The following is a 25,811-nucleotide window of genomic DNA, read 5'->3' as shown; positions in this document are numbered from 1 at the left end:
GCCGTTTCCTAGTCAGTATAAAACGGGTTGTTATAATAACGCAAAAAATATGCTCACTCTATAAAAACGCTTACATCAACACATCTTTTCCCTTATTTCGCCTCTGTATCATTTTCATTTCACCTTCTGTACCATCTAAGCGAAATGACTAATAAATATGATATAATTGGTCATATCGCAATGGGAAAGGAAGTTTTGCATGTTAACGATGAAAGATGTGATTCGTGAAGGAGACGAGCGGCTCCGCGCCCGCTCAATCGAAGTGCCGGTCCCACCGACGGCAGAAGACCTCGCGCTACTCGACGAGATGGAGACGTTCCTCGTCAACAGCCAAGATCCAGAGATGAGCGCGAAGTATGAACTTCGGGGCGGTGTCGGCATCGCCGCACCACAACTCGGCGTCAATCGCCGCTTTTTCACGGTCCTGCTCCACGAAGAAGAAGAGACGTTCAAACTATCGATCTTCAATCCGAAGATTACGAGCCACTCGGTCGAACAGACGTACTTGAATGGCGGTGAAGGCTGTCTATCTGTCGACCGTGTCGTCAAAGGCAACGTGCCCCGATACCGACGCATCACGATTGAAGGGTTCGACCGTGACGGCGCCCCGATTAAATTGCGGCTCCGCGGTATGCGCGCCATCGTCTGTCAACATGAGCTCGACCATTTAGATGGGGTGCTCTTTTACGACCGCATCAACACGACCAACCCGTTAGAGACCTACGGTGAGCCGATTTGAGGTGACGAGCTTGAAGAAAAAGGCACTGTTGTTAGTATTCCCATTTCTGTTTCTTTTAATCGGGGGATGTGTCCGAATCGAATATGATGCGACCGTCCACTACGACCAATCGGTCACGTTAGAGACGACGTATGCTTTCCGCGACCATCCGGTCATGAAGCTGCTCAATTTGCGGCTCGATTGGGATACATGGAAACAACAGGCGAATGAGAACGGATATGCGACACGTGACTACTCGAGTCAAGACGACTATGAAGGCATGGTGCTCAAGAAGACGTTCGACAACGTCGATGACCTCCAAAACATTAAAGAGGAGTGGAAGACCGGTCCGGCCGGTATCCTCGTCCCACCTGATATGAAGTTTGATGTCGACAAAGAAGATGGGATTTGGTTTGACTCATACGTCATGAACACGAACCTCGACCTGCGGCTCGACCGCGTCGATTTGCCAGGTCTGAATTTAAGCGGCTCCCCGAAACAACTGGCCGAACGTTACGTTCGTCAAGCCGATATCCGGTTCAATCTGACCGTGCCGACCGGGGTGTTCGTCGAAGACGGTACTGGACTCGATGTACGGTCGATGAAACATGTCGAGTGGCAAGTGTACGGTGGCCGTCAAAATAATATGACGCTCGTCGCCCACGTGCCGAACGTCAAGGCGTGGATTATCACAGGCGTCATCATCGTCGTCCTTGGCCTAGTCGCTTTCTTTGTTTGGCGGAAATATCGTCAAAACGTCGGTAATCCGGACAAGACGTCGATTCGTTCTCGCATCTTCGGCGGCTTCATCCTCGTCTTGACCCTCGCGTTGATGATCGTGACGATTCGAGAAGAGTTGACGACGGAACGGAAATCTGAGGCGATTCGCCAAGCGGCGCAGACGGACGAGTTCATCCCGACGTTCGCCGTTCACGGCTTGCTCGGGACCGACCGCACATTCCTCCGCTTCTCGCAGTATATGGAACAGCGTGGGCTGGCGAAAGATGGTGCCCTCTGTACCGTGACGGTGAAAGGCGCGGCCGATTGCGTCATCAATGACTACAGCTCGAACCGACCGATTGTCCGGATTGAATATGAGGATGCCGAGGCATCGCTCAACAACCAGACGAAGTGGTTGAATGCGGCGATCGAACGCTATAAACAGGAACGAAACCGTTCGTTCGACCGGATGTATTTGATCGGTCACAGCATGGGCGGTGTGGCGGCAGCGAACTATATCTTGAATCAAGACGAATACATCGTCGATAAGTTCGTGACGTATGATAGTCCGTTCGCCGGAACACGACTTGCCAACTTCGGTCTGTCCGCCAGTAATTTCGGGATCAATACCGGCAGTCCTGCCATCCGGGATTTGTCCCCGAGTTCTGACGGGTTGCAGGCGTTCCAAGAAAAACTTGAGACGTGGCCACGCTCCGTCCAAGTGTTCTCCTTCTCGGGACGCGGTGGCGAGTTCAACTTGATTGAGCCAGCGAGTTCGCTCTTGCTCGAAGAATATACGAACAACATCGAGACGGAAACCGTCCCATACGATCACTTCTCGCTCCACCGGAAGACAGACGTCCTCCGCGACACGGGCCGGTTCCTTTACGAGTTCACGAACGAATTCAATCCAGTCGAAACGAAATGATGAAAACCCGCCTTCACATATATGAGGGCGGGTTTTGTTCGTCGTCATGTCGATGGTAGCCCGTCCACAACAAAGCCCACCTTCACAGGAAGGCGGGCTTGTGTCAGTAGGTCATCGTCCAAGTGAGTTTCTGGATCCAATAAATCACATACTTTCCGATTGGCAAATCGGTCTGAATCTCATCATAGGCGAGCGTATACGTTCCTTGCTCGTTGTTCCAGAGACGCTTGAAGTACCCGTCGACCTCGCGGATGAACGCTGTCTCCTCGGTCGTGACGACTTCGACATCCGCCTCCAAGTTGTAATCGTTCATGTTGCGGGTCGTATAGTTGCCCGACCCGATGACGACGACTCGACGGTCCCCTTCCACGTACAGCATCTTCGGGTGGTACTGCTCTTCGCCGACTTCGTACCACCGAATCTCGATTTGCTCCGGGTTCACCGTGTTCAATTCCGCGGCGACCGGCAAGTTCGGCAATCCTGACTTGTCGCGCCCGAACGCGTTCGTATTCGGGTCAAGAATCAGTTTGACGAAGACGCCGCGCTCGGCGGCCTCATGAATGGCTTGAATGATGTTTCGGTCGGCCAAGTAGAACATGCCGATCCAAATCGTCTCACCTGATTCCGCTTCTTCCATCGCCTTGATGACGGCGTCCTGAATCTTGGATTCCGTGACGTAGCGGATTTGCATCGGGCCTTCCGACGGCTCGTCGCGCAGATTCGCGAGTTTCTCCTCGCTCGGGAAACGTTCGGCATCCCCTTTCGAGAACGTCGCGATCGCTTCCTCCCCTTCGAGGATGTCCGCTAAAATCGGGCCATCGAGCCGCACCCCGACGTTTGAATGATACCCGCTCGCATCATGCGGGTTGGCCGATAAGACGAAGCCGTCATTCTCGGTCACCATCACTTTGCGGTGGTTCGCTTTCACGTTCAACAGCCGTAAATACGACCGGATCGTGATGTCCGGTGCCGATTTGGCCATCGGGTTCGGCAACCAGCCGTTCTGGCTGTCCCCGAACCATTGGAACCCGATCCGATACAGCGTCGAGTATAAGATGTTCGGGTCGCGGAGCGCATCGAGGTTCGTGTAGACGATTTCCGCGCCCGCTTCCTTCAAGACGTCGAGATGATCGGACGCGTGTCCGTTATAGGTCGTATTGATTTCATCCGTGATTAAGACGACGTTCATGTCCGGATAGGCTTCCATCTGTTCGAGCAAAGCCGATGACAGTTTGGCCGTGATGTCCGGATATTGCCGGTCTTCATTCGAATATGGGTTGAATAAGAAAAAGTCCATGACGATATATTCCCGCGCCTCGCGGATTGACCGCTCGACGTCTTGAAAAATCTCTTGCTCGTTCACTTCCGTGTCTTCCCCTTGATACGTCAAATCAAATAAAAAATCGATTTGGTCATCCGAAATCGCGACCGGTTCCGACGCACGCGACACGCCGTCCGGCAACGGTTTGACTTGATGGTATACCATCGTGATGAGGAAGAGTAAGGCGAATGCGGCCAGGCCCCATTTCAACCAACCTTTCTTCCGTTTCTTGCGTTCCATCAGACACCATCTCCTTTATCTTTGTCCTCTAAAAAACGGGCTGTAGTCCCCTACAGCCCGCTCGTTCATACTTCCATGATGATCGGAAGAACCATTGGGTGTCTTCGTGTTTTTTGTGCCAAGTATGGCGTGAGTGTATCCGAGACGAGTTGTTTCAACTCCGACCACTTCATCTGTTTGTTCGACAACCCTTGCTCGACCGTCTTCTTGAGCAAGCGCTCGCCGTCACGAATCAAGCTGCCCGATTCGCGCATATAGACGAAGCCGCGTGAAATGATATCCGGACCTGAGACGAGTTTACGCGTCTTGCCGTCGATGCTGATGACGACGACGACGAGTCCGTCCTCTGAAAGGATGCGGCGATCGCGCAAGACGATATTGCCGATGTCCCCGATGCCGTTTCCGTCGACGTACACGGCGTTGGCCGAGATTTTCCCGGTGATGGCGGCCGAGTCGGCGTCGACGGCGAGCACTTCACCGTTATCCATGATGAAGCTGTTCTCTTTCGGGATGCCGACCGATTCGGCGAGTTCGGCGTGTTTCACCAACATGCGGTACTCCCCGTGAATCGGCATGAAGAATTTCGGATTGAGCAAGCGAATCATGAGCAATTGCTCTTGTTGCGACCCGTGACCCGACGTGTGGATGTTCGTCAATTTTCCGTAAACGACGTCCGCGCCGGCTTTATACAATTGGTCGATCGTTTTCCCGACCGAGATGGCGTTACCCGGAATCGGAGATGACGAGAAGATGACCGTGTCGCCAGGAATGATCGATACTTGACGGTGTGTTCCGTTGGCGATGCGGCTGAGCGCAGCCATCGGCTCACCTTGCGAACCGGTACAAAGAATCGCCACTTCATGCGGCTCGTAGTTCCGTAACTGATTCGCTTCGACGATCATGCCTTTCGGGACGTTGATGAAGCCGAGCTCTTGCCCGATCGTCATGACCTTGTCCATCGAACGGCCGAAGATGGCCAAATGACGGCCCGTCTCGGCACAAGCGTCGACGACTTGTTGCAGGCGATAAATGTTCGAGGCGAACGTCGCGAAGATGACGCGCCCTTCGGCTTTCCGGAACGTCTCACTGATCGTGCCGCCGACAACTTTTTCACTCATCGTGAAGCCTTCGACTTCTGCGTTCGTCGAATCGGACAAGAGGCAAAGCACGCCTTCTTTCCCGATGTCTGCCATCTTGGCAATGTCAGCCGGTTCGCCGACCGGTGTGAAGTCGAACTTAAAGTCACCGGTATGGACGATATTCCCTTGTGGCGTCTTCACGACGACACCGAGCGAGTTCGGAATCGAGTGAGTCGTGCGGAAGAACGAGATGCTCGTCTTTCTGAACTTGACGATGGCGTCCTCATCAATCTCATGCAGTTCCGCCTCGCGGAGCAACCCGTGCTCTTCGAGTTTCACTTTAATCAAGCCGAGCGCGAGTTTTGTCGCGTAAATCGGAAGCTTCACTTGCTTCAAGAGAAACGGGATGCCGCCGATATGGTCTTCGTGACCGTGGGTGATGAATACCCCTTTGACTTTGTCTTTGTTTTTAATCAAGTACGAGTAATCAGGGATCACGTAGTCGATTCCAAGCAAGTCATCCTCCGGGAACATGACGCCCGCATCGATGACGATGATTTCATCTTGGAATTGAACAACGTACGTGTTCTTCCCAATTTCTCCGAGTCCGCCTAGTGCGAACACAGCTGTTTGGTGGTTCTTTACAAACTTCATTTAATCTCTCCTTACTACAAGTAGTTGATGTTCATCTATGTGAAACATAAGTGATTCTCGCAATATAATTACGTTCCGTAAGATTCTTTCTTCATTATAGCTCATATTGTGACAATATTTCACTATTGACGTAAGATTGAGGGCGGTTTCTCGATTTCGTGTTATGCTTTTTAGTATACAACTGACTTAATCAAGACAGAGAAAGCATGGTGAAACAAAATGGAAGATAAGAAAGTAGTCTTTTTTGACATCGATGGCACGTTGCTCCATGAAGGGTCGTACATTCCCCCTTCGACGATCTCGGCCATTCAGCAGCTACGCCACAACGGCGTCGAGACGTTCATCGCGACAGGGCGTGGCCCGGCGATGCTGTCTGATATCCCAGAACAGCTCGGCATCGACAGCTTTGTCTGCTACAACGGACAAATCGTCGTCCACCAAGGCGAGGTCGTCTATCGGAACACGTTGCCGACCGACGCGCTCCGTCGCTTGACCGAACATGCCGGCTCAAACGACCATACGCTCGTCTATCTCGGACAACACCGTGGCGGTGCCACGAAAGCGAACGACCATGTCGTCGAACAGTCACTCGGAGAACTTGATATGCCGATTCCGACATATGATCCGAATTTCCATATCGAACAGGCCGTCTATCAGACGCTCCTGTATTGCACGCCTGAAGAAGAACATCACTATTTGGATGCGTACGGCGAGTTTGATTTCATCCGCTGGCATCCGCACGCCATGGACGTCATCAATCGTGGCGCCAGTAAAGCCGACGGTATCCGCCACTTCATCGAGACGAACGGCTATCGGCTCGAGAACACGTACGCGTTCGGCGACGCCTTGAACGATTTGGCGATGCTTCAATACGTTGGAACGGGCATCGCAATGGGCAATGCCCGGGTCGAAGCGAAAGAAGTCGCCGACTTCGTGACGAAATCGATTCTCGAAGATGGAATCGAGTACGGCTTAAAATCAATGAAGCTCATTTAATGAAAAACGAGAGGCGCGCGCCTCTCGTTTTTTATCTGGACCGAAGTGTGCGTTCGAGTCGATCCAAGTCCGTATCTTTCCCGATGATGATCAAGATGTCCTCTGGCAAAATCATCTCGTCGGCTTGCGGTGAGATGATGACGTCATCATTGCGGCGGACCGCGACGATGTTGACGCCGTATTTGGCGCGAAGGTCCAGATCGATGAGCGACTTGTTCGACAGTTTGTCCGACGCTTTAATTTCAACAATCGAGTGCTCGTTCGAGAGCTCGAGGTAGTCAAGGATGCTTTGGCTCATCAATCCGTTCGCAATCCGGATGCCCATGTCGCGCTCTGGGTGGACGATGTTATCGGCCCCGATGCGACGCAACACTTTCTCGTGATAATCATTCGTCGCCTTGACCGTGATGATTTGAACGCCGAGCTCTTTTAAAATGAGTGTCGTCAAAATCGAGGCTTGAATGTTTTCACCGATGGCCACAATCACGTGTTCAAAGTTGCGAATGCCAAGACTTTTCAATACGTTCTCGTCGGTCGTGTCCGCGATGACCGCATGCGTCGCCAATCCCATAAACTCGTTGACGCGTTCTTCATCCGCATCGATCGCCAACACGTCATAACCGTTCGCCGACAATTCACGAACGATCGAGCCGCCAAACCGTCCTAATCCGATGACTGCAAATTCACCTGTCATAATTTCATACATCCCTTTCCTACGCTGTTTCTGTTCCCGATTCTTCGTACAGTGTAACCGATTCCCCTCAAAAAAACTATACAAAAAAAGACCGGAATATCCGGTCTTTACGCTTTACCACTCGAACGCTTTCCGCGTACATAGTCATTGTCGAACAAGAACAGGCGTAGCAAGAGATACAGCGCCGGTACGAGCAAGAGCAATCCGAGGATGAAGACGACGACGAGGGCGATGGCCATCGACTCGTTGACGACGCTTCCGTTGATGTCGATGTACGGATAAAGAATGTACGGCAAGTGCGTATATCCGTATCCGAACCAGGCCATAAAGAACTGACCCATGACCATCAAGAACGCGATGCCGTAGTTTCGCTTCATGTAGACGAGTGCAACGGCTACAGCGAAGAAGATGAAACTTGCAGCGAACCACCACCAGTTGCCCGCTAAGATGCTCTCATAATGCCAAGCTGCCTGCGACTTCAACCCGAAGAAGACGAGGCCCGACGCGACAATCGTCGGAACGCTCCAGAACAAGGCCCATTTTCGAACGAGTGGGACCGCCTGAGCGTCACGCGCCTTATCGGCATAGAACAAGAGGAACATGGCACTGATATAGAGCACCGACACGATTGCCAAGGTGACGACGGTCCAAGAGTAGAAGTTAGTGAACAACTTCATGCCGTCAAAGAAGACGCCCGACTCGGTCTCATTGATAAATCCGCCTTGGCTGACCGTAAGAACGGTAGACATCGAGGCCGGGATTAACAGCCCGGTCGCCCCATATAAGAACATATAGAACGTGCTCTCTTTTGAGCCGTAGTTGGCAAACGCGTAGAAACTACCGCGAATCGCCAACAGAATCAACACGACCGAGGCCGGTACGAGAAGTGCCGTCCCGTAATAGTAAGCCGTATCTGGGAAAAACCCGACGATCCCGACGAAGAAGAAGACGAAGAACACGTTCGTCACTTCCCACGTCGGCGATAAATACCGTGCAATCAGACGGTTGATCTTTTGGTCCCGCTTCGTGTACTTACTATAGAAAGCGAAGAAGCCGGCACCGAAATCAATCGATGCGACGATGAGATAGCCGTACAAAAACGTCCATAGTACGGCAATCCCTAATTCTTGAATCTGCATGTCATACCCTCCGATCACACTTCATCCGCGAACATCGCTTCACCGCGATGCTCCGATTGTTTTAGTTCTTTCCCTACTGGGTTGTCCTTGAACAGACGAGTCAAGACGAGTACCGTGACCACGCCAAGAACTGCATACAGGATCGCAAAGGCGATAAGCATCCATCCTACGTTTGCCGATGTCGTCGCCGCCTCACTCGTGCGCATCAAATCGTAAAGCGCCCACGGCTGACGACCGAACTCTGCGAAGAACCAACCAAACTCGATGGCCATCATCGCGAGCGGACCGCCTGCGGCGATGGCGATGAGCATCGGTTTACTGAATTGAGGCAGTCGCTTGATATATCGTCCGAGCACGAACAAGAACGAAATCAATGCCAGCAACATCCCAATCCCGACCATCGCATCAAACAGGTAGTGGATGAATAGTGGAGGTTGATCTTCTTTCGCAAATTCATCAAGACCGGTCACCTCGTAGTTCGGCACACCGCCCGCTAGGATTGACAAGGCGTACGGAATCTTCAAGGCGCCACGTACTTCGTAACCGCCCTCTCCGTCTTCCTCGAGCCATCCGCCTAGAATCAGCTCAGCCTCCGAGGAGGTTTCAAAATGCCACTCCGCAGCCGCCAATTTGTCCGGCTGGTACTTCGCCAAGTATTTACCTGAGAAGTCGCCGACGAGTGCAGTCGCAATCGCGAAGATGAGCGCGACGGTCATCGTCAAGCGAAGACCTTTTTTATGATACTCGATTGATAACTTATCAAGCTGGTTCCGTCGCTGACGGAGCAACTGGACAGCGGCGATGGCGGCTAGAATGAACGCCGATGTCAAAATGGCCGACGTCAAGACGTGCGCCATTTTGGTCGGCATTGCTGGGCTGAACATCGCCTCGATTGGACTCACGTTGGCGAGTCGACCGTCGACAATATCAAATCCGACCGGCTGGTTCATGAAGCTGTTGACGGTCGTAATGAAGAACCCTGAGAACAAGGCACCGACCGCGACTGGAATCCCGACTAGCATATGGTGCCACGGGTTTTTAAATCGATCCCACGTGTACAAATAAATACCGAGGAAGATCGCTTCAAAGAAGAAAGCGAACGTTTCCATGAACAGTGGAAGTGCGATCGTTTGACCGGCGACCCGCATGAGGTTCGGCCAAAGTAAAGACAGCTGGAGCCCGATTGCCGTACCTGTCACGACACCGACCGCTACTGTGACGACATATCCCCGTGACCACCGACGGGCCATCAAGGTGTATTTCGGATCTTTCTTTTTAATACCTAGAAATTCTGCCAATAAAATGAGTAATGGAACCCCGACGCCGATTGTGGCAAATATCACGTGGAAACCCAACGTGAGTGCCGTTAACGCCCGGCTCATCAGGACAGGATCTTGAAACATCTATTGATTACCTCCTATCTCTCTCTAGCGCTTTAAACCAATGTCTATCGCGCAACATCACAGATGATTTCCCTTGGATACCCTTATCATAATGATTTTATATAGCGCTGTAATGTCTCAATGCTTGAGTTCGCAAAATGTTCACATTTGAGCATGCTTAACAATATCGACGCTTTACAACTCTTACTTTTTTCCCAAATCTTTAACGGTTCACGCACAATTCTACACATTTCATACAAAAAAGCGGACACCGTCGTGTCCGCTTGCTTCATTTAATGATGGCCGTTCTAAAGAAATGATCGAACAGCTCGATGGCGACATCGATGGCCCGCTCATCCGGGTTGAGCGTCGATTGGTGAAGTCCCGAGCCCATATCGTTCACGCCGAGCCAGACCATAAAGCCTGGTACTTGTTTCAGCATGTATCCGAAATCTTCACCTGTCATGGCCGGTACGCACGTCTTGTATGAGTATCCGACTTCCTCGACCGCTTCTTCGAATTGGAACAAATAACGCTCGTCGTTGACGACCTCATGATAACGATTGCCGAACTCGAGGTCGATGTGGACGTTATACGTCATCTCCACCCCGGCGATGATTTGACGGATGCGTCGTTCGAGCACAACCATCTCCTTGTCCGACAAGGCCCGAATCGTACCGTCAAGCTTCGCCGTGTCCGCGATGATGTTCTCTTTCGTCCCAGCCATCACTTTCCCGATCGAGATGACCGCGCTGCCCATCGGGTCGATGTTCCGCGAGACGATTGTTTGCAGCTGCATAATCAACGCGGCCTGAACGATGACGGCATCAATTCCGGCGTGCGGGAAGGCACCATGCCCGCCTTTCCCATGAATCGTCAAATGCAACTCGCGCGCACTCGCGAACAAAACACCTGGACGCGACGCGATCGTGCCGACAGGATATTCTGGTGCGACGTGAAGTCCGAACATCGCATCGGGGCGGAAATGATAGAACAGTTCCGACATGGCCATCGGTTCAGCACCGCCCGGACCTTCTTCGGCTGGTTGGAAGAAGATGACGAGGTGATGGTCGAGCGGCTCTTCGACGGCTCGCTTAATCAACCCGAGAGCGATTGCCATATGAACGTCATGGCCACAGGCGTGCATCATCCCTTCATGGACCGAGGCAAACTCGAGGCCCGTCTCTTCGGTGATCGGTAAGCCGTCCATGTCGGCCCGGTAACCAATCGTCTTTTCACCGACAAGCCCGTCGATGCGGACGAACAAACCGGTACGCCAATGCGAGATGTGCACGCGCGGCGAGTTCAAGGATCGAATCAGTTCCTCAAGCGTCGCCTGTGTCTTGAACTCTTCATAACCTCGTTCTGGAATCAAATGTAATTGCCGTCTTGCCTCAATTGCCCAACTCATTCCACACTCTCCTTCGTCACTTCATCAACAATCTCCCAAAACGCCTTCACTTGCGCCAACTCGAGCATCGACTCGGTCGATAACATCCACGTATCCCGGACGAGCGGAATCCCATCCGACGACGTGAGCGGAATCTTATTGATTGCCTCGACATCGCGAATCGTCGACTCAGGTAAAATCGCGAATCCGATTCCGTGTAACGCCATCTGTTTGCACGTCTCGATTTGGTCGACGACGAGCGTCGTGAGCGGCGGGCTCGAGAAGCGCTCTTGCCACCACTCCAAAATTTCTTGATAATACGTCGAGTCGCTCTTGAATTGAATGAACGAACGCTCGTTATTTTTTAATTGTTTCAAATCGGTCATCCGCAAGTCGACCAGGTGAAGCGAATCTGAGAACAATTTCATCTTCTCGCCGCGCCAATCCGGATTCCCGCGAATGATACCGATATGGAAATTTTCCTCTAGCATATAGCGCATCATCTCGCTTGACCAGCCCGTGACGAGTTTGACTCGAACCGATGGATACCGCTCGACGAATCGCTTCAAGACGCGCGGTAGCCAATACTGACCCATGATGGATGCGACGGCGATTTTTAATGTACCGTACACCTCACCTTGTTGCGCTGTCAACTCCCCACGCAGCTCCTGCTCCTCGCTATACATCTTCTTCGCGAAGTCGATGATTTTTTCACCGTCCGGCGTGAGCGCGAGGCCCCGTGTCGAACGGACAAAAATTTTCTTGCCCCACTGATGCTCGATTGTGACGAGGCGCTGACTGAGTGCGGGCTGGGAGACGAACAAGCGCTCCGCCGCTTTCCGCATATTCAACTCTTCGGCGAGGACGATTAACACTTCCACTTCTGATACTTGCATGACGTCACCTATTTCTCTATCGTTTCAAAGATTGTATACTGGATACGTTATTGCTTCACTGTATCATATCATGTTTGTCGATTAGTTTTGAATCGTCAGGAGGAAATCAGATGCAACGTCATCATTTTGCCTTTATTGTCGCCACCATCGCGACGCTCGGCAGTCTTTATTTCTCGGAAATCATGCTGTACGTGCCATGCAAGTTATGCTGGTTCCAACGCATATTTATGTATCCGCTCGCCATCTATTACTTGACGGTGCTTCTCTCGAACCGTGCTGTGAACAAATTGTTCGTCGGTCTCATGGCCGGGGCGGGTTGGGCAATCGCCCTCTATCACGTCATTCTCGAACGCATCCCGAACGGCGACGCGTTCTGCAGTAACGACTGTTTGATTCGTTGGGTGAACTACTTCGGATTCATCACGATCCCGCTGCTCAGCTTGATCGCGTTCACACTCATCTTGCTCATCCAATTCGTGCCGACACGCTCGAAGCGCTAATCTGTGATACACAAAAGAACCGGTCTACCGACCGGTTTTTTTGTTTGATTTACGATTGCTTTGGCCGGCATCCTTCGTTTCTGGGGCGATGCGGATGCCTCCGCAGCGCGAATCGCGCTTTACGGGGTCGTCCTTGCATCGCTCTCCCCTAGGAGTTCGGTTGCCGGCTTTTGGCATCGATTGATTTGTAGCATAGGGAAGTCCCTTCGATCCGGCCCGTGGCGCCCTGACTCATGCAGGAAAGCAATCCGACGAAGACCCCGCAGTGCCGGATTCGGCGCGAGGAGGCTTCGGGATTGCCTGCTGAAAGCATGGGCGCCTAACGGGACGGTTCGAAAGTTACCACATAAAAAAGAACCAGCCGGGGGCTGGTTCTTAAGATCACTGCCACCACTCGTCATAGAGCGAGGCCGGCATATGGTGTTTATGGCGCGACCGTTTGAAGATTGTCTCAATCCGTTCAGCGATGGCTGGATCGACTGATTTCCCTTCGAGATAATCATCGAGTTGATCATACGTCATCCCGAGAGCGACCTCGTCCGGGAGTCCCGGTTTGTCATCTTCCAAATCAGCCGTCGGCACTTTATAAATCAAGCTCTCATGCGCTTCAAGTTCATGGAGCAACGCTTTCCCTTGGCGCTTGTTCAATCCTGTGAGCGGCGTCAAGTCGGCCGCCCCGTCCCCGTGCTTCGTGTAAAAACCAGTGACGTATTCGGCCGCATGGTCCGTACCGACGACGAGGGCACCGTACGTGGCTGCGATGTCGTATTGCACTTTCATCCGCTCACGCGCTTTCGTGTTCCCTTTATGGAAGTCGCCAAGTTCGAGTCCCGTCGCTTCATGGAACGAGTTGGCTGAGGCATCGACGGCCGGTTTCACGTTGACCGTGAACGTTTTGTACGGTCGAATGAAGTCGAGGGCACGTTTGGCGTCGGCCTCGTCATGTTGCTCGCCATATGGCAGACGGACGGCGTAGAATGTAAAGTCCGCACTTGTTTCCTCACGCAATTCTTCCATCGCCAGCTGGCAGAGCTTGCCGGCGAGCGTTGAGTCTTGTCCTCCCGAGATACCGAGGACGAGCCCTTTCGCGCCTGCTCGTTTGACATAAGCCTTTAAAAAATCGATTCGGCGACGAATCTCTTCGGCTGGGTTGATGGATGGTTTGACGTGTGTCGTCTCAATAATATGTTGCTGCATTCTCAACTTCCTCCCTATCTGATATCGGTTTGCCTAATTGTCTGATAATCTATGAATGCCGTCAACTTGTTTCATTCCCGAAACAAAACGACGGAAACCTAGGTTTCCGTCGTCCGGTTATTGAATGCGGAACGATGCGACGTCGCCGCCGATCGGTGTCATCTCCAAGAATAATGCTTTTCCTGCCGGTGGTTCTTCATCCATTAAGACACCAAATGTGAAGCTGCCACTTGTCACTTCGGCCGCACCTTGGGCATATAGATTATGACCGTCCGACACGCTCCATTCGAACTCTTCGACGTCCGTGTATCCAGAAACATCGATCGCGTTACCGTTCAATTTGATGGCCACATCGCGGAACGAACCGTCCGTTTGCGCGGGTTGGTCGCTCGGCTCTTCAACGGGTTCTTCTGTCGTTTCTTCCGTCGTTTCTTCGGCCGGCTCTTCCGGTGTTTCTTCAGTCGGCACCTCGGAAGCTTCAACGGTCAGCGACTGTTGATCGGTGACCGCCATCTCAGGTGCACCTTCGACTTGGGCCAGACCGACGAAGTCCACCGTGTACTCACCCGCTTCGAGCGTGAGTGGGAATACTTCATCGAACACTTTCTTCTCACCTGGTGCCCACGTCTCTTCGATAATCGATTCTGTGAACATATATTCACTGCCATAGTCGAAGATGGTCGTATCCCCGTTCATCACCGTCATCTGAAAGCGTTGCGACGAATTGAACGTCACGTTGACGGGCTCCTCGTTCGGATTCGTCATCGATACCGTCGCCGACAACTGTTTGGACTCGGCATCGTAGCTCACGTCCGTCTCGAGTGTCAATAAGGCAGGCGGTGTCGACGCGTTACCGTCCACATCGCTCGGGTTCGCTTCTTCTTTGCTGCAAGCCGCGACGACCAACATCATCGCCGTAACGATTGCCAATAACCAAGTTTTCTTCACGTATCCCACTCTCCTCCGAAAAATAAAAAAACGTCTATAGCACTAGTGTAAACGTTCGTGCAGACGTTTGTAATGGGTTTACGGATATTATTCACCTTTATTATGAAACTTGGACGTTTTCCACGTATTGCTGCCATCCTGTCATGAACAACGCGTCAGCGACGTCGATATCGGACCGAACTTGTGCAGAGATCGAGAACGTCTCGCTGTGAATCGACTCAAAGATGACCGTGATCATACCATCGACGACTTCCTTATAGGCTACGAGTTCTGGTGTTTCTGCAAAAAGCATCATGAGTGTGGCTCCTTTTCGGTTATAAGATATGTATAGTGTATCAACGATTATATTGAGAATAACGTCCCATCGTTCGACAGGCCAAAAGACCCGTTTACCCAACTGTCGAATTGCTGGTATCGATTGTTAGTCATTTGGATGAATTATCAAATTATTCGTGCAAAAAGAGAGACGAATCGTAATCCGATTCGCCTCTCTTCCTGTAACTGTAAAAAAAATAAATTGATGGTTGTCGAATGATTTGTTACTTCGTTCGGTTTGAAATTTGTTGCCACACTGTCCCGAGGGCCGTTTCCCCGCTCGTGATCCGTTCTTTGGCAAGGCGTGCCTGCAACGACACCTCGAACTCACGATCGTCTTCGGCGATTTTGAGGGCGGGTACGGCCTGTTCATCTCCGCAGTCGAACAAGAATCGAGCGGCCCGCCACCGGACGAGCTTGCTCTTATCCTTGAGCGCCTCAATCATCGACGGTTGCGACTGCGGCAACGCCCAATCGGACACCGTGTCGCCGGCCGTACGCCGTACAATCGGTGACGAGTCGACGAGCGCCTGTTCGATATACGTGACATACTCTTCCCGATTCTCTTCGAACATGCCAATCATGACGACCGCTTGTCGACGGATGGCCATCACCTTGTCCTCGAGGGCGCGGCGGAAGTACACCATGTTGTCCGGGGTAATCTCGAGCTCGTCCAAGAACGCCAAACGTGCTTTCCAATCGTCTGATTGCAATTGGTTCGCATTGGCTTCATAGTCGGCTTCCCGGCCAAACGCCCGGGCGACGATGCGAGCGACCCGCTCTTCAGGATACGCCGCCTCGAGTTCTTCTTGCGCGACGACACTCACATCCTCGAGCTCACCGTAACGCGGGGCTTGTTCGACCCAGCGTCGGTCTTGGATGACGTTTTTCACTTGGGCCTGCACGTCAAGTGCGGCGTCGACGAACCGTTTTGACAGGCCGACCCGTTTTTCCGAATCGCCTTTGACGAGTTTCAATTGCATCGGGACGTCGAGAACGAACTGGACCGAGACGTGCACCGGTTCGTAGTCCGCCGCCATTTGGTTTGCCTCGACTTCCGGCACGTCTTCCCCGAACGCGCGGCGAATCTCGTTCATGACGTCGTGCCAGTCATGTTTCGGATGGCGCTCGACGGCGAGGAAATCGGAGACGGCGTAGACCGACTTGACCCCGCGTAAGCCGACGATGTCCTCAATGATCGGCGGCATGTCACGGCTCGCCTTGTCATACGTGACACCACGGCCCGTGAACGCCGGTTCGACGATAATCTTCAAGTTATTTGGACTTGGAGTTGGTTCGATTGCTACTAATTTCATTCTCATCACCTCACTCTCAATCGTGACGAAAACGACAAAAAAACGCAAGCGAGTCGCTTGCGTCGTGAACAATCAAAATAGGGCGATGAACTGTTGGAGCGAATACTCTTCTCCTTCGACGATGAACGTATCATCTGCTGACACAGGCTCAAGGAAGAAGCGCTTCTCCCCATCGGCCTTGACGTATCCGAAGATATGGCTCGTTTGATAGAACAATTCCACAATCGTCACCCGGCCGAACGTCATCCCGTCATTGATGATCGCCCGGTCCTCCAACTCGCCGCCATTATACAGTTCAATATACGTTTGCATGTTTGTCGTCGCTCCCTTTGTGTTTGTTTTCACAATTCATTTCTATCAAACAATCAGGGCGACTTCAAGTTAATTTTTTGCGTGACGCTTCCAAAAATCAATCCAGTTATAATACTCGGATAACACTCGGTCGATTTGTTGCCGAGACTTTTCATCATGTAATCCAGTATCATCAATCTTTTCTTTACAATGCGTGATAAAGATTTCATTTCCTGGTAAAACGTTAGCACGATTTGTGGCAAATACTTGACGGAGATGAATTTGACATCGCGCCGTCCCAAGCATACCCGGAGACGCCCCGGCAATCATGACCGGTTTCTCACGGAGCGGCGTGCCTGGTTCGAGCGACAGCCAATCGATTGCGTTCTTCAACACACCCGGGATGCTGTGGTTATATTCCGGGGTGACGACGAGCAGACCGTCCGCCTCACGCACGGCTCGTTTGAAGTCGCGTACGACTTCGGGTTCATCCGGGTCGATCAAGTCGTCGTTATAGAGCGGCATCTCAATCGAAGCGATCTCGACGTCGAACCGATCTTGCCCGAGCTCGATGATGGAATGGAGCAGCGCCGTGTTATATGACGCCTTACGAAGACTTCCTGATACGGCAACGAGTTTGAATTTAGACATCCTGTACCTCCTTGAGCCAATCATTGATGAGTTGCGCTTCTCGTTCTGGCTGTTCCATCATCCCCATATGGCTAGCCGGTACCGTCTGTTTCGTATGACGGTCCGCCCCTAGGAAAGCGCGTTCCGCATCCATGTTCGGATCACTAGATCCATAGAGGAAGAGACCGGGCAATTTCGTCGACCGGACCGTCTCCGTTTCATCGGCACGGTCGCGAATGGCCATCTGCGCGGAAATGATTCCTTCTTTTGACATCTCGTAGCCGATTTGCTTGGCGCGTTCAATCAACGCGGTGTCGGAATCAGCGGCAAACACACCCGGAATCATCGTGTCGATGAACGGATGTACCCCTTCTTCCATCACTCGTTCGATGGCTTCATTCCGCTTCACTTTGGCCGTCTCTGGATCAGCCGCCGCTGTCGAATGAATCAATCCGAAACCGGATAGCGCGTCCGGATGACGGCGGACGAGGTTGGTCGTGATGTAGCCCCCGAACGAATGACCGAGCACGATTGGACGCTTGAGATCGCGCAGTCTCATCTCAGAAAGCACCCAATCCGCAAACTGATCCATCGTCTCTGGTCCGGCCTCCGTCCCGGCATGTCCCGGTAATGTCAGCGCGTATACGTCCGCGTCCATCAATGGGATGAGTTCCTCAAAATAGTCAGGTGATCCACACAATCCATGTAACAGTACAACTTGTCTCAACGTCATTCCTCCCTTTCGTTCCATTCGTCTTTCAAGAGACGATACATCGTCAAATCCATGAAACGTCCGTGACTATAGGCATAGTCATGGAGCAGCCCTTCCTCCGTAAAGCCGAGCTTTTGCACCAACCGGTTCGACCCTTCGTTCCCCGGAGCGACGAGCGCCGAGATGCGATGAAACTTGAACTCGTCAAACCCGTATCGAATGACGGCAGACGCCGCCTCGAACGCGACACCCCGGCGCCAATGGCTCGGCGCGACCTCGAAGCCGATTTCGGCCCGAAAATACTGCGGGGTCCAGTTGTGAAAGCCAATCGTCCCAATCAGTTCGTTCGTATCGCGGTCACAAATCGCCCAGCGAATCGCTTTTCCTTGCTGAAATTGATCTTTGAAATAAGCGATGACGTTCTTCGCCTCATAGACGGCCAGTAAAGGATCGGACCCGTAATAACGCATCACTTCCTCGGTCGAAAGAATCACATAGAGCGCCCTCGCGTCACGGGGTTCGAGTTCCCTCAAAATGAACCGGCTCGTCACGAGCTCGGGAAAGCTTTTTTTCAACCCCCACATATGGAATCCGCCTTTCTGCTTCTTTTCCTCAATTATAACCATTTTCCCAAAAAAACCATCATCTCAATCCTCTAGAACCGCTCAAACATGGCGCGCCACGAAGGGATTTGCTAAAATCAAACTATAGTGACTTCGAACTGAGGGGATAATTATGTCAAAACAGTTGTTCTATATTAAACAAGACCGAGAACTGCAACGTTTTACACTGCATGGCGTCACTTTAAACGATGTCACCGAGGCGTTATCACTCGCCCGCCCGATGATTATTTGTCGGACGGACATGAAAGGGATGAGACAGTCGTCCCGGACCCGGTTCCGCTATATCGAGGCGCACGAACTGTCGACGTTCTCGACCAAGTATTTAAATAACCAAACGAGTTTCACCGCCATCGACTTTCCTGACTATCATCTGCTTGAATCGCTATCGGATCACGAAATCGCTGAAATCTTGTTCCTCAGTCATATGGAACGTGGCTTAAAAGGACCTTTCTTGAACTCGATTCAAAACGAGATTGCCTTCTTCAACGAATCGAACGATCGTCATAGCAGCCTGTACATAAAAGACTGGTCGACGATCTCGCACTTCTTGCAGAGCGTGCTGCAAAGCAAGCTCGACCGCGACATTCGCAACATCAGTTTCGTCCCGATCCCGCTCCCGGTCATCGATGAGATTTTGGCGTTATCACCGCAAGGGTTGATTATCGATTTTGATCATACGAAGCGGAGCCTGTTCAATCGGCAAGTCTCGATTGCCTTCTATGTCGCCGGGCGTTACGAGGACATGTCGGTGCTCGAAGAAGACTTTGATGCGAAAAAAGAATCGATCGCGTTGAAAGGACAATTGACGTATCGCCGTCGTACGTGGGAGATTGAACGATTTTGAGTTCACCCGTGCAATAATCTTTATCGAACCTGAGCCAATCAGGTTCTTTTTTGTTATCCCGCTCATACGGATTACGTTTCAAATCCCATCACCAAGCGCCTGAGACACTATTTTTAAAAATTGATAACAAATTGTCTTAATTTTTCGTTAAATTAACTCTTTTCTTTTATCGCGAGGAGGGTATACTAGGAATAACCTTCTGGAGGAATGGAAGGCAATATAGAGAAAGCGAGGTGAAAATCTATTCATCACGCGGATGAATAGATACACGAGATGGAACAACTGAAAGTACAGGGAATGTCTTCGTTCACCAAGTTTGCGACGAATGGAAAAATGCTGAAACTAAAAGATGCAGTAGCCGGCGAGCAACGGATTTCGCTTCAAGAAGCGACCGATATTCAAGTCTCAATGCTCGACGAGGACCATTCGCGCTTCACTATATTCGGTCAGTCACACCCACTTGTCGAACTGACCCTTCCTCACCATTCTTGTGAAGTGTTACATGCCTGGTTATTACACAAGTTAAAACGACAAAAAATCAAATTGGCTTCTAACGCCTAAAACAGTAGAAAGACCACATCCGTTTGGACGTGGTCTTTCGTTTGGATTCAACTTCATGTGAACAAGGAGACGAACCAGCTGATGAGAATCCCGACGAGCGCAAAGTCTGAGTCGCCGAAAGTCGTACTCTCAAAGCCAAGGTTCCCGAGCAACGGTAGGAGCAGTGCCGGCAAGAAGCTGATGAGCACACCGTTCGCGAAGGCTCCTAAAATCGCCCCGCGGCGCCCTCCCGTCGCATTGCCGAACACACCTGCCGTCGCTCCCGTGAAGAAGTGCGGGACCAATCCCGGGACGATAATGGCAAGACCGAATAGTGGCAGGAAGAACATCGAGAGGAGGCCCGCCGTAAAGCTGACCAAGAATCCGATGATGACCGCGTTCGGAGCGAACGGGAAGACCGTCGGACAGTCAAGCGCCGGTTTCGCATTCGGCACCATCTTATCGGCGATCCCTTTGAACGCCGGTACGATTTCGGCAATCAACATCCGAACGCCAGCGAGGACGATGTATACCCCGGCTGCGAACGTGATCGCTTGAATGATGGAGAAGACGATATAGTTCGAGCCACCTGAAAGCTCACTCTCGACGAACCCTGGTCCGGCGAAGATGGCGACGACTACGAACAAGAGCGTCATCGTCAAAGAGACCGCAACCGACGTATCGCGCAAGAATCCGAGTTGTTTCGGAACTTGGATGTGCTCGGTCGAGTGTTCTTTATTACCGGCATATTTGCCGATCGTCCCCGAGACGAAATACCCGAGCGAACCGAAGTGGCCAATCGCAAAGTCGTCTGATCCTGTGATCTGACGTACGAAAGGTTGCAGAAGCGCCGGGAACAGGACCATACATAACCCGAGCAAGACCGAACCGACCGCGACGAGAACGACCCCTTCAAGTCCTGATACTGATAGAATCGCGGCGAGCAAACTCGCCATGAACAACGTATGGTGTCCTGTCAAAAAGATGTACTTGAATGGTGTGAACCGAGCGAGCACGATGTTCATGACCATCCCGAACACCATAATCATCGCCGTCTCGACGCCGAATGCGTCTTGGGCGACCGCGACGATCGCTTCATTGTTTGGGATGACGCCGCGAATACTGAACGCCTCATCGAACATTTGTCCAAAAATATCAAGCGCCGCAATGATGACACCCGCTCCGGCCCCGATGATGACGAATCCCATAATCGTCTTCAGTGTGCCCGAGACGACCGATGCCACATCTTTCTTTTGAAGCAACAGACCAATCAGCGCGAAGAGACCGACCAAGATGGCTGGTGTCCCCAATATGTCTCGCATAATCAAATCAAGCATTCATTGTTCCCCCTTCCCGACCCCCGAAGTCGTTTACAGTTTTCCTGCTAGTTGAGCTTTGATTCCTTCGATATCCATGACGTTCTCAAGCGCTACGATTTCGCGCGTCCCGTCATCGAGCGTCCCGATGATATCTTTGGCCCCTAGATAGATGTCGGCCGGTTCCGTCCGTGCCGTCGCGATATCGGTATGCGACACTTCAGCCTCGGCGCCCATTTGATCGAGCGCTTTCTTCACGTTCAACTCCATGATGAAACTTGATCCTAACCCGTTTCCACATACTACTAAAATCTTTTTCATAACTTATTCCTCCTCTGAATACTTGTTGATGACCGGTAACATGTCGTCACTCGTCTGAGCCGACAACAATTTCGTCAAATCTTCCTCGTTGCTGAGAAGTTCTGTCAGTTGTGCGAGTGCCTTCAAATGTGTCGTCTGGTCGATGGCTGCGAGCACGAAGAAGAGTCGGACCGGCTTATCGTCCGGGAAGACGACAGGTTCTTCTACCTTCAGCACACTCATCCCGAGTTGATGCACCCCATCCTCGGGGCGGGCGTGTGGGATGGCCACGTCCGGCATGAGCACAATGTAAGGTCCATGTTCTTCTACGTTGGCAATCATTGTGTCGATATAACTCGTCATAATCGATTCGTTCGCTTCGAGCGGCTTGGACGCGAGACGGATGGCCGTTCGCCAATCGTCGATGTGATCGAATACTTGGATATTTTCTTGCGTGATCAGTTCATTTAGCACCGGCTGTCCCCCCTGGTGTACAGTTTGAGTCGTGTCAGCGTAAAGTAACGTACGTAAGTCTTGGCGCAGTTGCCGTTCATTGGTGACGGTCGCATGTTGTTTGACGATTTGTAGCACGTCTTCGAGTTGAATCGCGACACGGTCGCCCCGTTTTAAGAACCGTTGCTCGACTTGCCGTTTCAACTGAATTTGTTCCAGTCGCGTCGGCAAGGCCGGGACGAGCGTCACGTTCGTCAGTGCATGAATGTCGCGTGGCAACGGGACGGTCGTGAACATCAAATCAACGAGTTGGGCATATTGCGCGACGTCCCGCTGTGAGATCGGCGGCAAGAAGATAATCTCCGGGAATTGATTCTTCAAAATGTGGTCGAGCATGTGCGAGACGCTAATGCCGCTCGGACAGACCACAATCGCTTTCAGCTGCTCATCGAGATGCTGACCTTGTTGATGCAAATGAGCCGCGAAATGGAGCGTATAATACATCACTTCTGTCGCCGGCACGTCTTTGCCAAGACGGTTTCGGAACGGTTCGAGCGAACGTTCGACGAGCACGTTCAGCACTTGGTGTTCTTTCATCACATAGCGTTCCAGTTCTTCCGGTGCCTCAAGCCCTGTGTAGACGCGTTGCATCGTCGCTTTCGAGTGGAGCACGAGTTTCTCACAAAGCGCTTCTCGTTCGATGATATACGTGCAACTGAGCAGTTCGAAACGCTCAATCACTTCCATCATGACGCTCGACAATTCGTATTGCGTCGATTCATCCATGTCTTCCTCGATTTTCGGGCCGCTCTTCATCAACAAGTCGAGCGTCACCCAAAGGTGCGGCACTTGACTGAAGTGGGCTCGAAGCACTTCGTCCGTATTCTCCGCCATGACGACGTCTTCTTCATCGATTGATGCCAACAGTTCGACTCGACTTCCGAACAAGAGGAAGTAGGCGAGTTTTTCACGATGGCTCTCGACCAATTGAAACTGCCGTGTCGTCTCATACGATTCAATCTGGCTCAGAAGTTGATGATACTCATCTTCCCAGTCGTCAAGTACTGCGCTAATGAGACGTCCCTTCGTCGAGCGGATCACGAGCCGTTCGATGGTTCGAAACAAATATAAGGTGACGGTTTGAGGATGCCCGTTAAAGTGATAACCGATTTTCCGGGTGTAGGCGAAATCGAGACCAAAATGGGCAGCGCTTCGCTTCACCGCATTCAAACTTTCCTGTACCGTGAATTTCGAGACATCGAGCAGCTGTTGAAAATGAAAGGCGGATAAGAACTCCCGGTTCACCAACGTAAACAAGACGATGAGTAGCTCCCGCTCTTCCTCCGACCAAATCACTCCCGCCTGTTCAAATCGTTCCGTCAACTCACGTGTGACGTGCAACCTTATGGACGTTCCCTCTAGTTCGAGCGGCGATAATCCACAGTCGCTCAACCATTCTTGAATACGATCGAGCTCATACTCGAGAGTGCGACGTGAATACGGTAGCATCAACTCGAGTGATTCGACCGTCACGTTCTGTTCGTGCATGATGACACTCAATATTCGTTTACTCTTTTCATTCAGTAGCATGGTAGTGGCCTCCTACACCTTTAGTATAAGACAGTTTCTTTCCGATTATGTAAGCGTTTACGACAGGGTTTTCGGGACAGACTTCCCAAACTTCTGTCTCTACGCAAAAAAGGCGAAGGATGACTAGTCCTTCACCTCACCTCTATATGATCGAGTCACACGGCCGATCCCGATTCGTTCCGGCGATAAATCGTCACGCCGCCGTGCTTCGCTTCACCGACGACTTCAAACAGCCAGCCCTTGTCGACCAAGAGCGAACGGACCGTCAAAAAATCGTCTTTCGGGACGATGAATTCGTCGACCGTCCCGTCGAGAAGTTCTTGAATTTTTGGTTCCCACTCGTTCATTTCACTTCATCCCTCTCCGTTTGTTGTCGGTTTGCCCAGGCGAACAATCGTTCACTCGTCTGCATCACATTTTCCGGAACGAACACATCTTCCGGCACCTGAGGATGCGACGCGACCGGCTCATCGATGGCGAGCAAGACCGTTTCACCGAGTGCCCGCTCCACATAATCGGCTACAAACGCGAGCCGTTCACCGTACGTTTTTGGCGCAGCATCGTCGAGGGCAACCGCATAGGCCGCATCCACTTCGTTGTCCTTTAATAAGACTCGGCCCGAGTCGAGGATGGCGAACGGCGGGACCGCGTCGACATGAAACACTTCATAGGCTCGATACGCCGTCTCATCGCACGATAAGAGCGGCACGAAGCGGCGTTGTCCCGTCCACTTCTTGAGTTGGAACAACGTTCGCATCGCCGTGAATGACTTGGCCCCGGACGCATCTTTTTCGACCAAAATCGTCGGGGCGTCGGCCGCGTCCGCTCGAGTTTGGTCCATGAACAACCATGTTTCGACTTGTGAGACTAAAATCAATTTCGTTTCCTCCTTATTACTTCTGACCCTGCCACGATGACGAGCGCGACGAGCCACCCGCCGATGACGTCACTGAAATAGTGGACGTTCAAGATGACCCGGCTGAACGAGACGGCCAACACCATCGCGACAAGCAAGCCGAACCCGATCAAGTTTTCATTGCGGCGGTACATCAAGATCGCCAGCATACCGTACAAGGCGAGTGATCCAGAGGCATGACCGCTCGGGAAGCTATAAGTCGTCGCGTCGAGCGCGGCATCGATTGACGGTCGGTCAACCCCGAACACGAGCTTCAACACTTGTGTCACGAGAAGCGTGGCAATGACGACAATCGGCAAACGGAACGCCTCAAAGCGGTTCCCTCGCCATAAGAAATAGAGCATGCCAATAAAGGATAGACCAATCAACACTTTCACACTGCCGAGCTCGGTCACATAAACGAACAATGGTCCAGCGAGCGGTTCAAGCGAAGCCGTGACGAAGCGGTCGACCGGTACGACCCAACCTAAAACGACGACCACCGAGAAGAGAACGAATCCAATCGTCCCGGTGATCGCCAGCTCTTGTGAGCGAGAAGTCATCAATACAACCCTTTCCGTTCCCGCATCTCGTCTTCGCCGAAGTCGGTCATGTCACGCAGACGGTGCGCCAACCGACCTGAGGCGTTCGCCGCGATGGCACCGACGAGGTCATCCATGAACGTATGGACTTGGCCGTCGTCCATTTTCGTGTCGAGCTGTTTGATGATCCCGATTTTCGCTTTATCTAAGTATCCGAACGTCGTCACGGCAATCGAACCATATGTGTTGACGGCCCCGATCGCAATCGTCTCATCGACACCGAACAACCCTTCATCCGACGCCACGATCGACAAGAGCGGCTCCGACAATTGCCCGCGCTCGGCGAGCATGTCGAGTTCCGACCCGACGAGAATCGCGTGTTGGAGCTCACGTTTATCTAACACGGCCTCGACCGAGTCCATGCAGTCTTTCAATGACAAGTGTGGCGAATACGGTGCTTGCATTTGATAGACGATTTCGGCGATCGATTCGATCGATACGCCCCGTTCAATCAAGCGAGCCCGTGCCGCGTCGCGTACATCGCGTGAGTGTGGTACATGTTTCATCATAGATGCGGGAACATTCCCGCTACACATCCTTTCATCTCGAGAAGAGCTTCTCGAAGTACTCAATGTCTATTAT

At 52.0% G+C, this 25,811-nt stretch carries 28 protein-coding genes; 6 read left to right on the top strand and 22 right to left on the bottom strand.

Annotated elements, in window-relative coordinates:
* Positions 1 to 199 precede the first annotated feature (199 nt).
* Together def and M467_RS25380 are read left to right on the top strand one after the other, a co-directional pair.
* Positions 200 to 739: a peptide deformylase gene (def, locus tag M467_RS25385; RefSeq protein WP_021066993.1), complete on the top strand. Its 540-nt coding sequence runs from the start codon at positions 200 to 202 to the stop codon at positions 737 to 739.
* A gap of 1 nt (position 740) precedes the next feature.
* The gene (locus M467_RS25380) at positions 741 to 2,366 is read left to right on the top strand and encodes an alpha/beta hydrolase (protein WP_031200155.1); all 1,626 of its coding nucleotides are present in this window, start codon (positions 741 to 743) and stop codon (positions 2,364 to 2,366) included.
* A gap of 103 nt (positions 2,367 to 2,469) precedes the next feature.
* Here the strand turns inward: M467_RS25380 and M467_RS25375 are convergent, their stop codons facing one another.
* Positions 2,470 to 3,927, bottom strand: coding sequence for a phospholipase D family protein (locus tag M467_RS25375; RefSeq protein ID WP_021066991.1), 1,458 nt, complete (start codon positions 3,925 to 3,927; stop codon positions 2,470 to 2,472).
* 65 nt (positions 3,928 to 3,992) lie between these two features.
* The gene (rnjA, locus tag M467_RS25370; RefSeq protein ID WP_021066990.1) at positions 3,993 to 5,660 is read right to left on the bottom strand and encodes a ribonuclease J1; all 1,668 of its coding nucleotides are present in this window, start codon (positions 5,658 to 5,660) and stop codon (positions 3,993 to 3,995) included.
* Between the two features lie 219 nt (positions 5,661 to 5,879).
* Between rnjA and M467_RS25365 the strand changes: the two genes are divergently transcribed.
* Positions 5,880 to 6,656, top strand: coding sequence for a Cof-type HAD-IIB family hydrolase (locus M467_RS25365; RefSeq protein ID WP_021066989.1), 777 nt, complete (start codon positions 5,880 to 5,882; stop codon positions 6,654 to 6,656).
* Between the two features lie 31 nt (positions 6,657 to 6,687).
* Here M467_RS25365 and M467_RS25360 read toward each other — a convergent pair whose 3' ends face one another.
* The 5 genes from M467_RS25360 to M467_RS25340 all read right to left on the bottom strand — a co-directional run bounded on the left by M467_RS25360 (position 6,688) and on the right by M467_RS25340 (position 12,157).
* Complete coding sequence (locus M467_RS25360; protein ID WP_029595762.1) at positions 6,688 to 7,350, bottom strand: potassium channel family protein; 663 nt, start codon at positions 7,348 to 7,350, stop codon at positions 6,688 to 6,690.
* A gap of 107 nt (positions 7,351 to 7,457) precedes the next feature.
* Positions 7,458 to 8,489: a cytochrome d ubiquinol oxidase subunit II gene (locus M467_RS25355; protein ID WP_021066987.1), complete on the bottom strand. Its 1,032-nt coding sequence runs from the start codon at positions 8,487 to 8,489 to the stop codon at positions 7,458 to 7,460.
* 14 nt (positions 8,490 to 8,503) lie between these two features.
* Positions 8,504 to 9,892 (bottom strand): cytochrome ubiquinol oxidase subunit I, encoded by a 1,389-nt coding sequence (locus M467_RS25350; protein WP_021066986.1) that lies wholly within the window; start codon positions 9,890 to 9,892, stop codon positions 8,504 to 8,506.
* 268 nt (positions 9,893 to 10,160) lie between these two features.
* Positions 10,161 to 11,282, bottom strand: a complete 1,122-nt coding sequence (locus M467_RS25345; RefSeq protein ID WP_021066985.1) for an N-acetyldiaminopimelate deacetylase — start codon at positions 11,280 to 11,282, stop codon at positions 10,161 to 10,163.
* Positions 11,279 to 12,157, bottom strand: a complete 879-nt coding sequence (locus M467_RS25340; RefSeq protein WP_021066984.1) for a LysR family transcriptional regulator — start codon at positions 12,155 to 12,157, stop codon at positions 11,279 to 11,281. The genes M467_RS25345 and M467_RS25340 overlap by 4 nt, the downstream gene beginning before the upstream one ends.
* 110 nt (positions 12,158 to 12,267) lie before the next feature.
* On the opposite strand from M467_RS25340, the gene M467_RS25335 reads away from it, so the two are divergent.
* Complete coding sequence (locus M467_RS25335; RefSeq protein WP_021066983.1) at positions 12,268 to 12,657, top strand: disulfide bond formation protein B; 390 nt, start codon at positions 12,268 to 12,270, stop codon at positions 12,655 to 12,657.
* Between the two features lie 381 nt (positions 12,658 to 13,038).
* On the opposite strand, the gene nadE is transcribed toward M467_RS25335, so the two are convergent.
* The 8 genes from nadE to M467_RS25295 form a co-directional block, all read right to left on the bottom strand.
* Entirely contained in the window at positions 13,039 to 13,854 is an 816-nt protein-coding gene (nadE, locus tag M467_RS25330; protein WP_021066982.1) for an ammonia-dependent NAD(+) synthetase, read from the bottom strand.
* Between the two features lie 117 nt (positions 13,855 to 13,971).
* Complete coding sequence (locus tag M467_RS25325; RefSeq protein ID WP_021066981.1) at positions 13,972 to 14,802, bottom strand: BsuPI-related putative proteinase inhibitor; 831 nt, start codon at positions 14,800 to 14,802, stop codon at positions 13,972 to 13,974.
* A 100-nt stretch (positions 14,803 to 14,902) separates the two neighbouring features.
* Positions 14,903 to 15,097, bottom strand: a complete 195-nt coding sequence (locus M467_RS25320; RefSeq protein WP_021066980.1) for a hypothetical protein — start codon at positions 15,095 to 15,097, stop codon at positions 14,903 to 14,905.
* Between the two features lie 244 nt (positions 15,098 to 15,341).
* The gene (locus M467_RS25315) at positions 15,342 to 16,433 is read right to left on the bottom strand and encodes a virulence factor (RefSeq protein ID WP_031200151.1); all 1,092 of its coding nucleotides are present in this window, start codon (positions 16,431 to 16,433) and stop codon (positions 15,342 to 15,344) included.
* Between the two features lie 72 nt (positions 16,434 to 16,505).
* Complete coding sequence (locus tag M467_RS25310) at positions 16,506 to 16,745, bottom strand: hypothetical protein (RefSeq protein WP_021066978.1); 240 nt, start codon at positions 16,743 to 16,745, stop codon at positions 16,506 to 16,508.
* A 69-nt stretch (positions 16,746 to 16,814) separates the two neighbouring features.
* Positions 16,815 to 17,375 (bottom strand): NADPH-dependent FMN reductase, encoded by a 561-nt coding sequence (locus M467_RS25305; RefSeq protein ID WP_021066977.1) that lies wholly within the window; start codon positions 17,373 to 17,375, stop codon positions 16,815 to 16,817.
* Positions 17,368 to 18,081, bottom strand: coding sequence for an alpha/beta fold hydrolase (locus M467_RS25300; protein WP_158406025.1), 714 nt, complete (start codon positions 18,079 to 18,081; stop codon positions 17,368 to 17,370). The genes M467_RS25305 and M467_RS25300 overlap by 8 nt, the downstream gene beginning before the upstream one ends.
* A gap of 2 nt (positions 18,082 to 18,083) precedes the next feature.
* A complete protein-coding gene (locus tag M467_RS25295) occupies positions 18,084 to 18,650 on the bottom strand; it encodes a GNAT family N-acetyltransferase (RefSeq protein WP_021066975.1) in 567 nt (188 codons plus the stop codon).
* Between the two features lie 151 nt (positions 18,651 to 18,801).
* Here M467_RS25295 and M467_RS25290 point away from each other — a divergent pair, with 151 nt between their 5' ends.
* Together M467_RS25290 and M467_RS25285 are read left to right on the top strand one after the other, a co-directional pair.
* Positions 18,802 to 19,533: a hypothetical protein gene (locus M467_RS25290; RefSeq protein ID WP_021066974.1), complete on the top strand. Its 732-nt coding sequence runs from the start codon at positions 18,802 to 18,804 to the stop codon at positions 19,531 to 19,533.
* A 273-nt stretch (positions 19,534 to 19,806) separates the two neighbouring features.
* The gene (locus M467_RS25285; protein ID WP_029595769.1) at positions 19,807 to 20,094 is read left to right on the top strand and encodes an FHA domain-containing protein; all 288 of its coding nucleotides are present in this window, start codon (positions 19,807 to 19,809) and stop codon (positions 20,092 to 20,094) included.
* A gap of 53 nt (positions 20,095 to 20,147) precedes the next feature.
* On the opposite strand, the gene M467_RS25280 is transcribed toward M467_RS25285, so the two are convergent.
* The 7 genes from M467_RS25280 to M467_RS25250 all read right to left on the bottom strand — a co-directional run bounded on the left by M467_RS25280 (position 20,148) and on the right by M467_RS25250 (position 25,735).
* Positions 20,148 to 21,410, bottom strand: a complete 1,263-nt coding sequence (locus tag M467_RS25280; RefSeq protein WP_021066972.1) for a PTS ascorbate transporter subunit IIC — start codon at positions 21,408 to 21,410, stop codon at positions 20,148 to 20,150.
* A 33-nt stretch (positions 21,411 to 21,443) separates the two neighbouring features.
* Positions 21,444 to 21,710 (bottom strand): PTS sugar transporter subunit IIB, encoded by a 267-nt coding sequence (locus tag M467_RS25275; protein ID WP_021066971.1) that lies wholly within the window; start codon positions 21,708 to 21,710, stop codon positions 21,444 to 21,446.
* A gap of 3 nt (positions 21,711 to 21,713) precedes the next feature.
* Positions 21,714 to 23,732 (bottom strand): BglG family transcription antiterminator, encoded by a 2,019-nt coding sequence (locus tag M467_RS25270; protein WP_021066970.1) that lies wholly within the window; start codon positions 23,730 to 23,732, stop codon positions 21,714 to 21,716.
* 155 nt (positions 23,733 to 23,887) lie between these two features.
* Positions 23,888 to 24,079: a hypothetical protein gene (locus tag M467_RS25265; RefSeq protein ID WP_021066969.1), complete on the bottom strand. Its 192-nt coding sequence runs from the start codon at positions 24,077 to 24,079 to the stop codon at positions 23,888 to 23,890.
* Positions 24,076 to 24,609, bottom strand: coding sequence for a hypothetical protein (locus M467_RS25260; RefSeq protein ID WP_021066968.1), 534 nt, complete (start codon positions 24,607 to 24,609; stop codon positions 24,076 to 24,078). The genes M467_RS25265 and M467_RS25260 overlap by 4 nt, the downstream gene beginning before the upstream one ends.
* Positions 24,606 to 25,190: a phosphatase PAP2 family protein gene (locus M467_RS25255; RefSeq protein ID WP_021066967.1), complete on the bottom strand. Its 585-nt coding sequence runs from the start codon at positions 25,188 to 25,190 to the stop codon at positions 24,606 to 24,608. The genes M467_RS25260 and M467_RS25255 overlap by 4 nt, the downstream gene beginning before the upstream one ends.
* On the bottom strand, positions 25,190 to 25,735 hold the full coding sequence (locus M467_RS25250; protein ID WP_029595773.1) for a phosphatidylglycerophosphatase A family protein: 546 nt from the start codon (positions 25,733 to 25,735) through the stop codon (positions 25,190 to 25,192). The genes M467_RS25255 and M467_RS25250 overlap by 1 nt, the downstream gene beginning before the upstream one ends.
* Positions 25,736 to 25,811 lie beyond the last annotated feature (76 nt).

The organism is Exiguobacterium chiriqhucha RW-2 (genome assembly GCF_000416965.1).
GTDB classification, from domain to species: domain Bacteria; phylum Bacillota; class Bacilli; order Exiguobacteriales; family Exiguobacteriaceae; genus Exiguobacterium; species Exiguobacterium chiriqhucha.
This window is presented reverse-complemented; position numbering and strand designations above follow the sequence as displayed.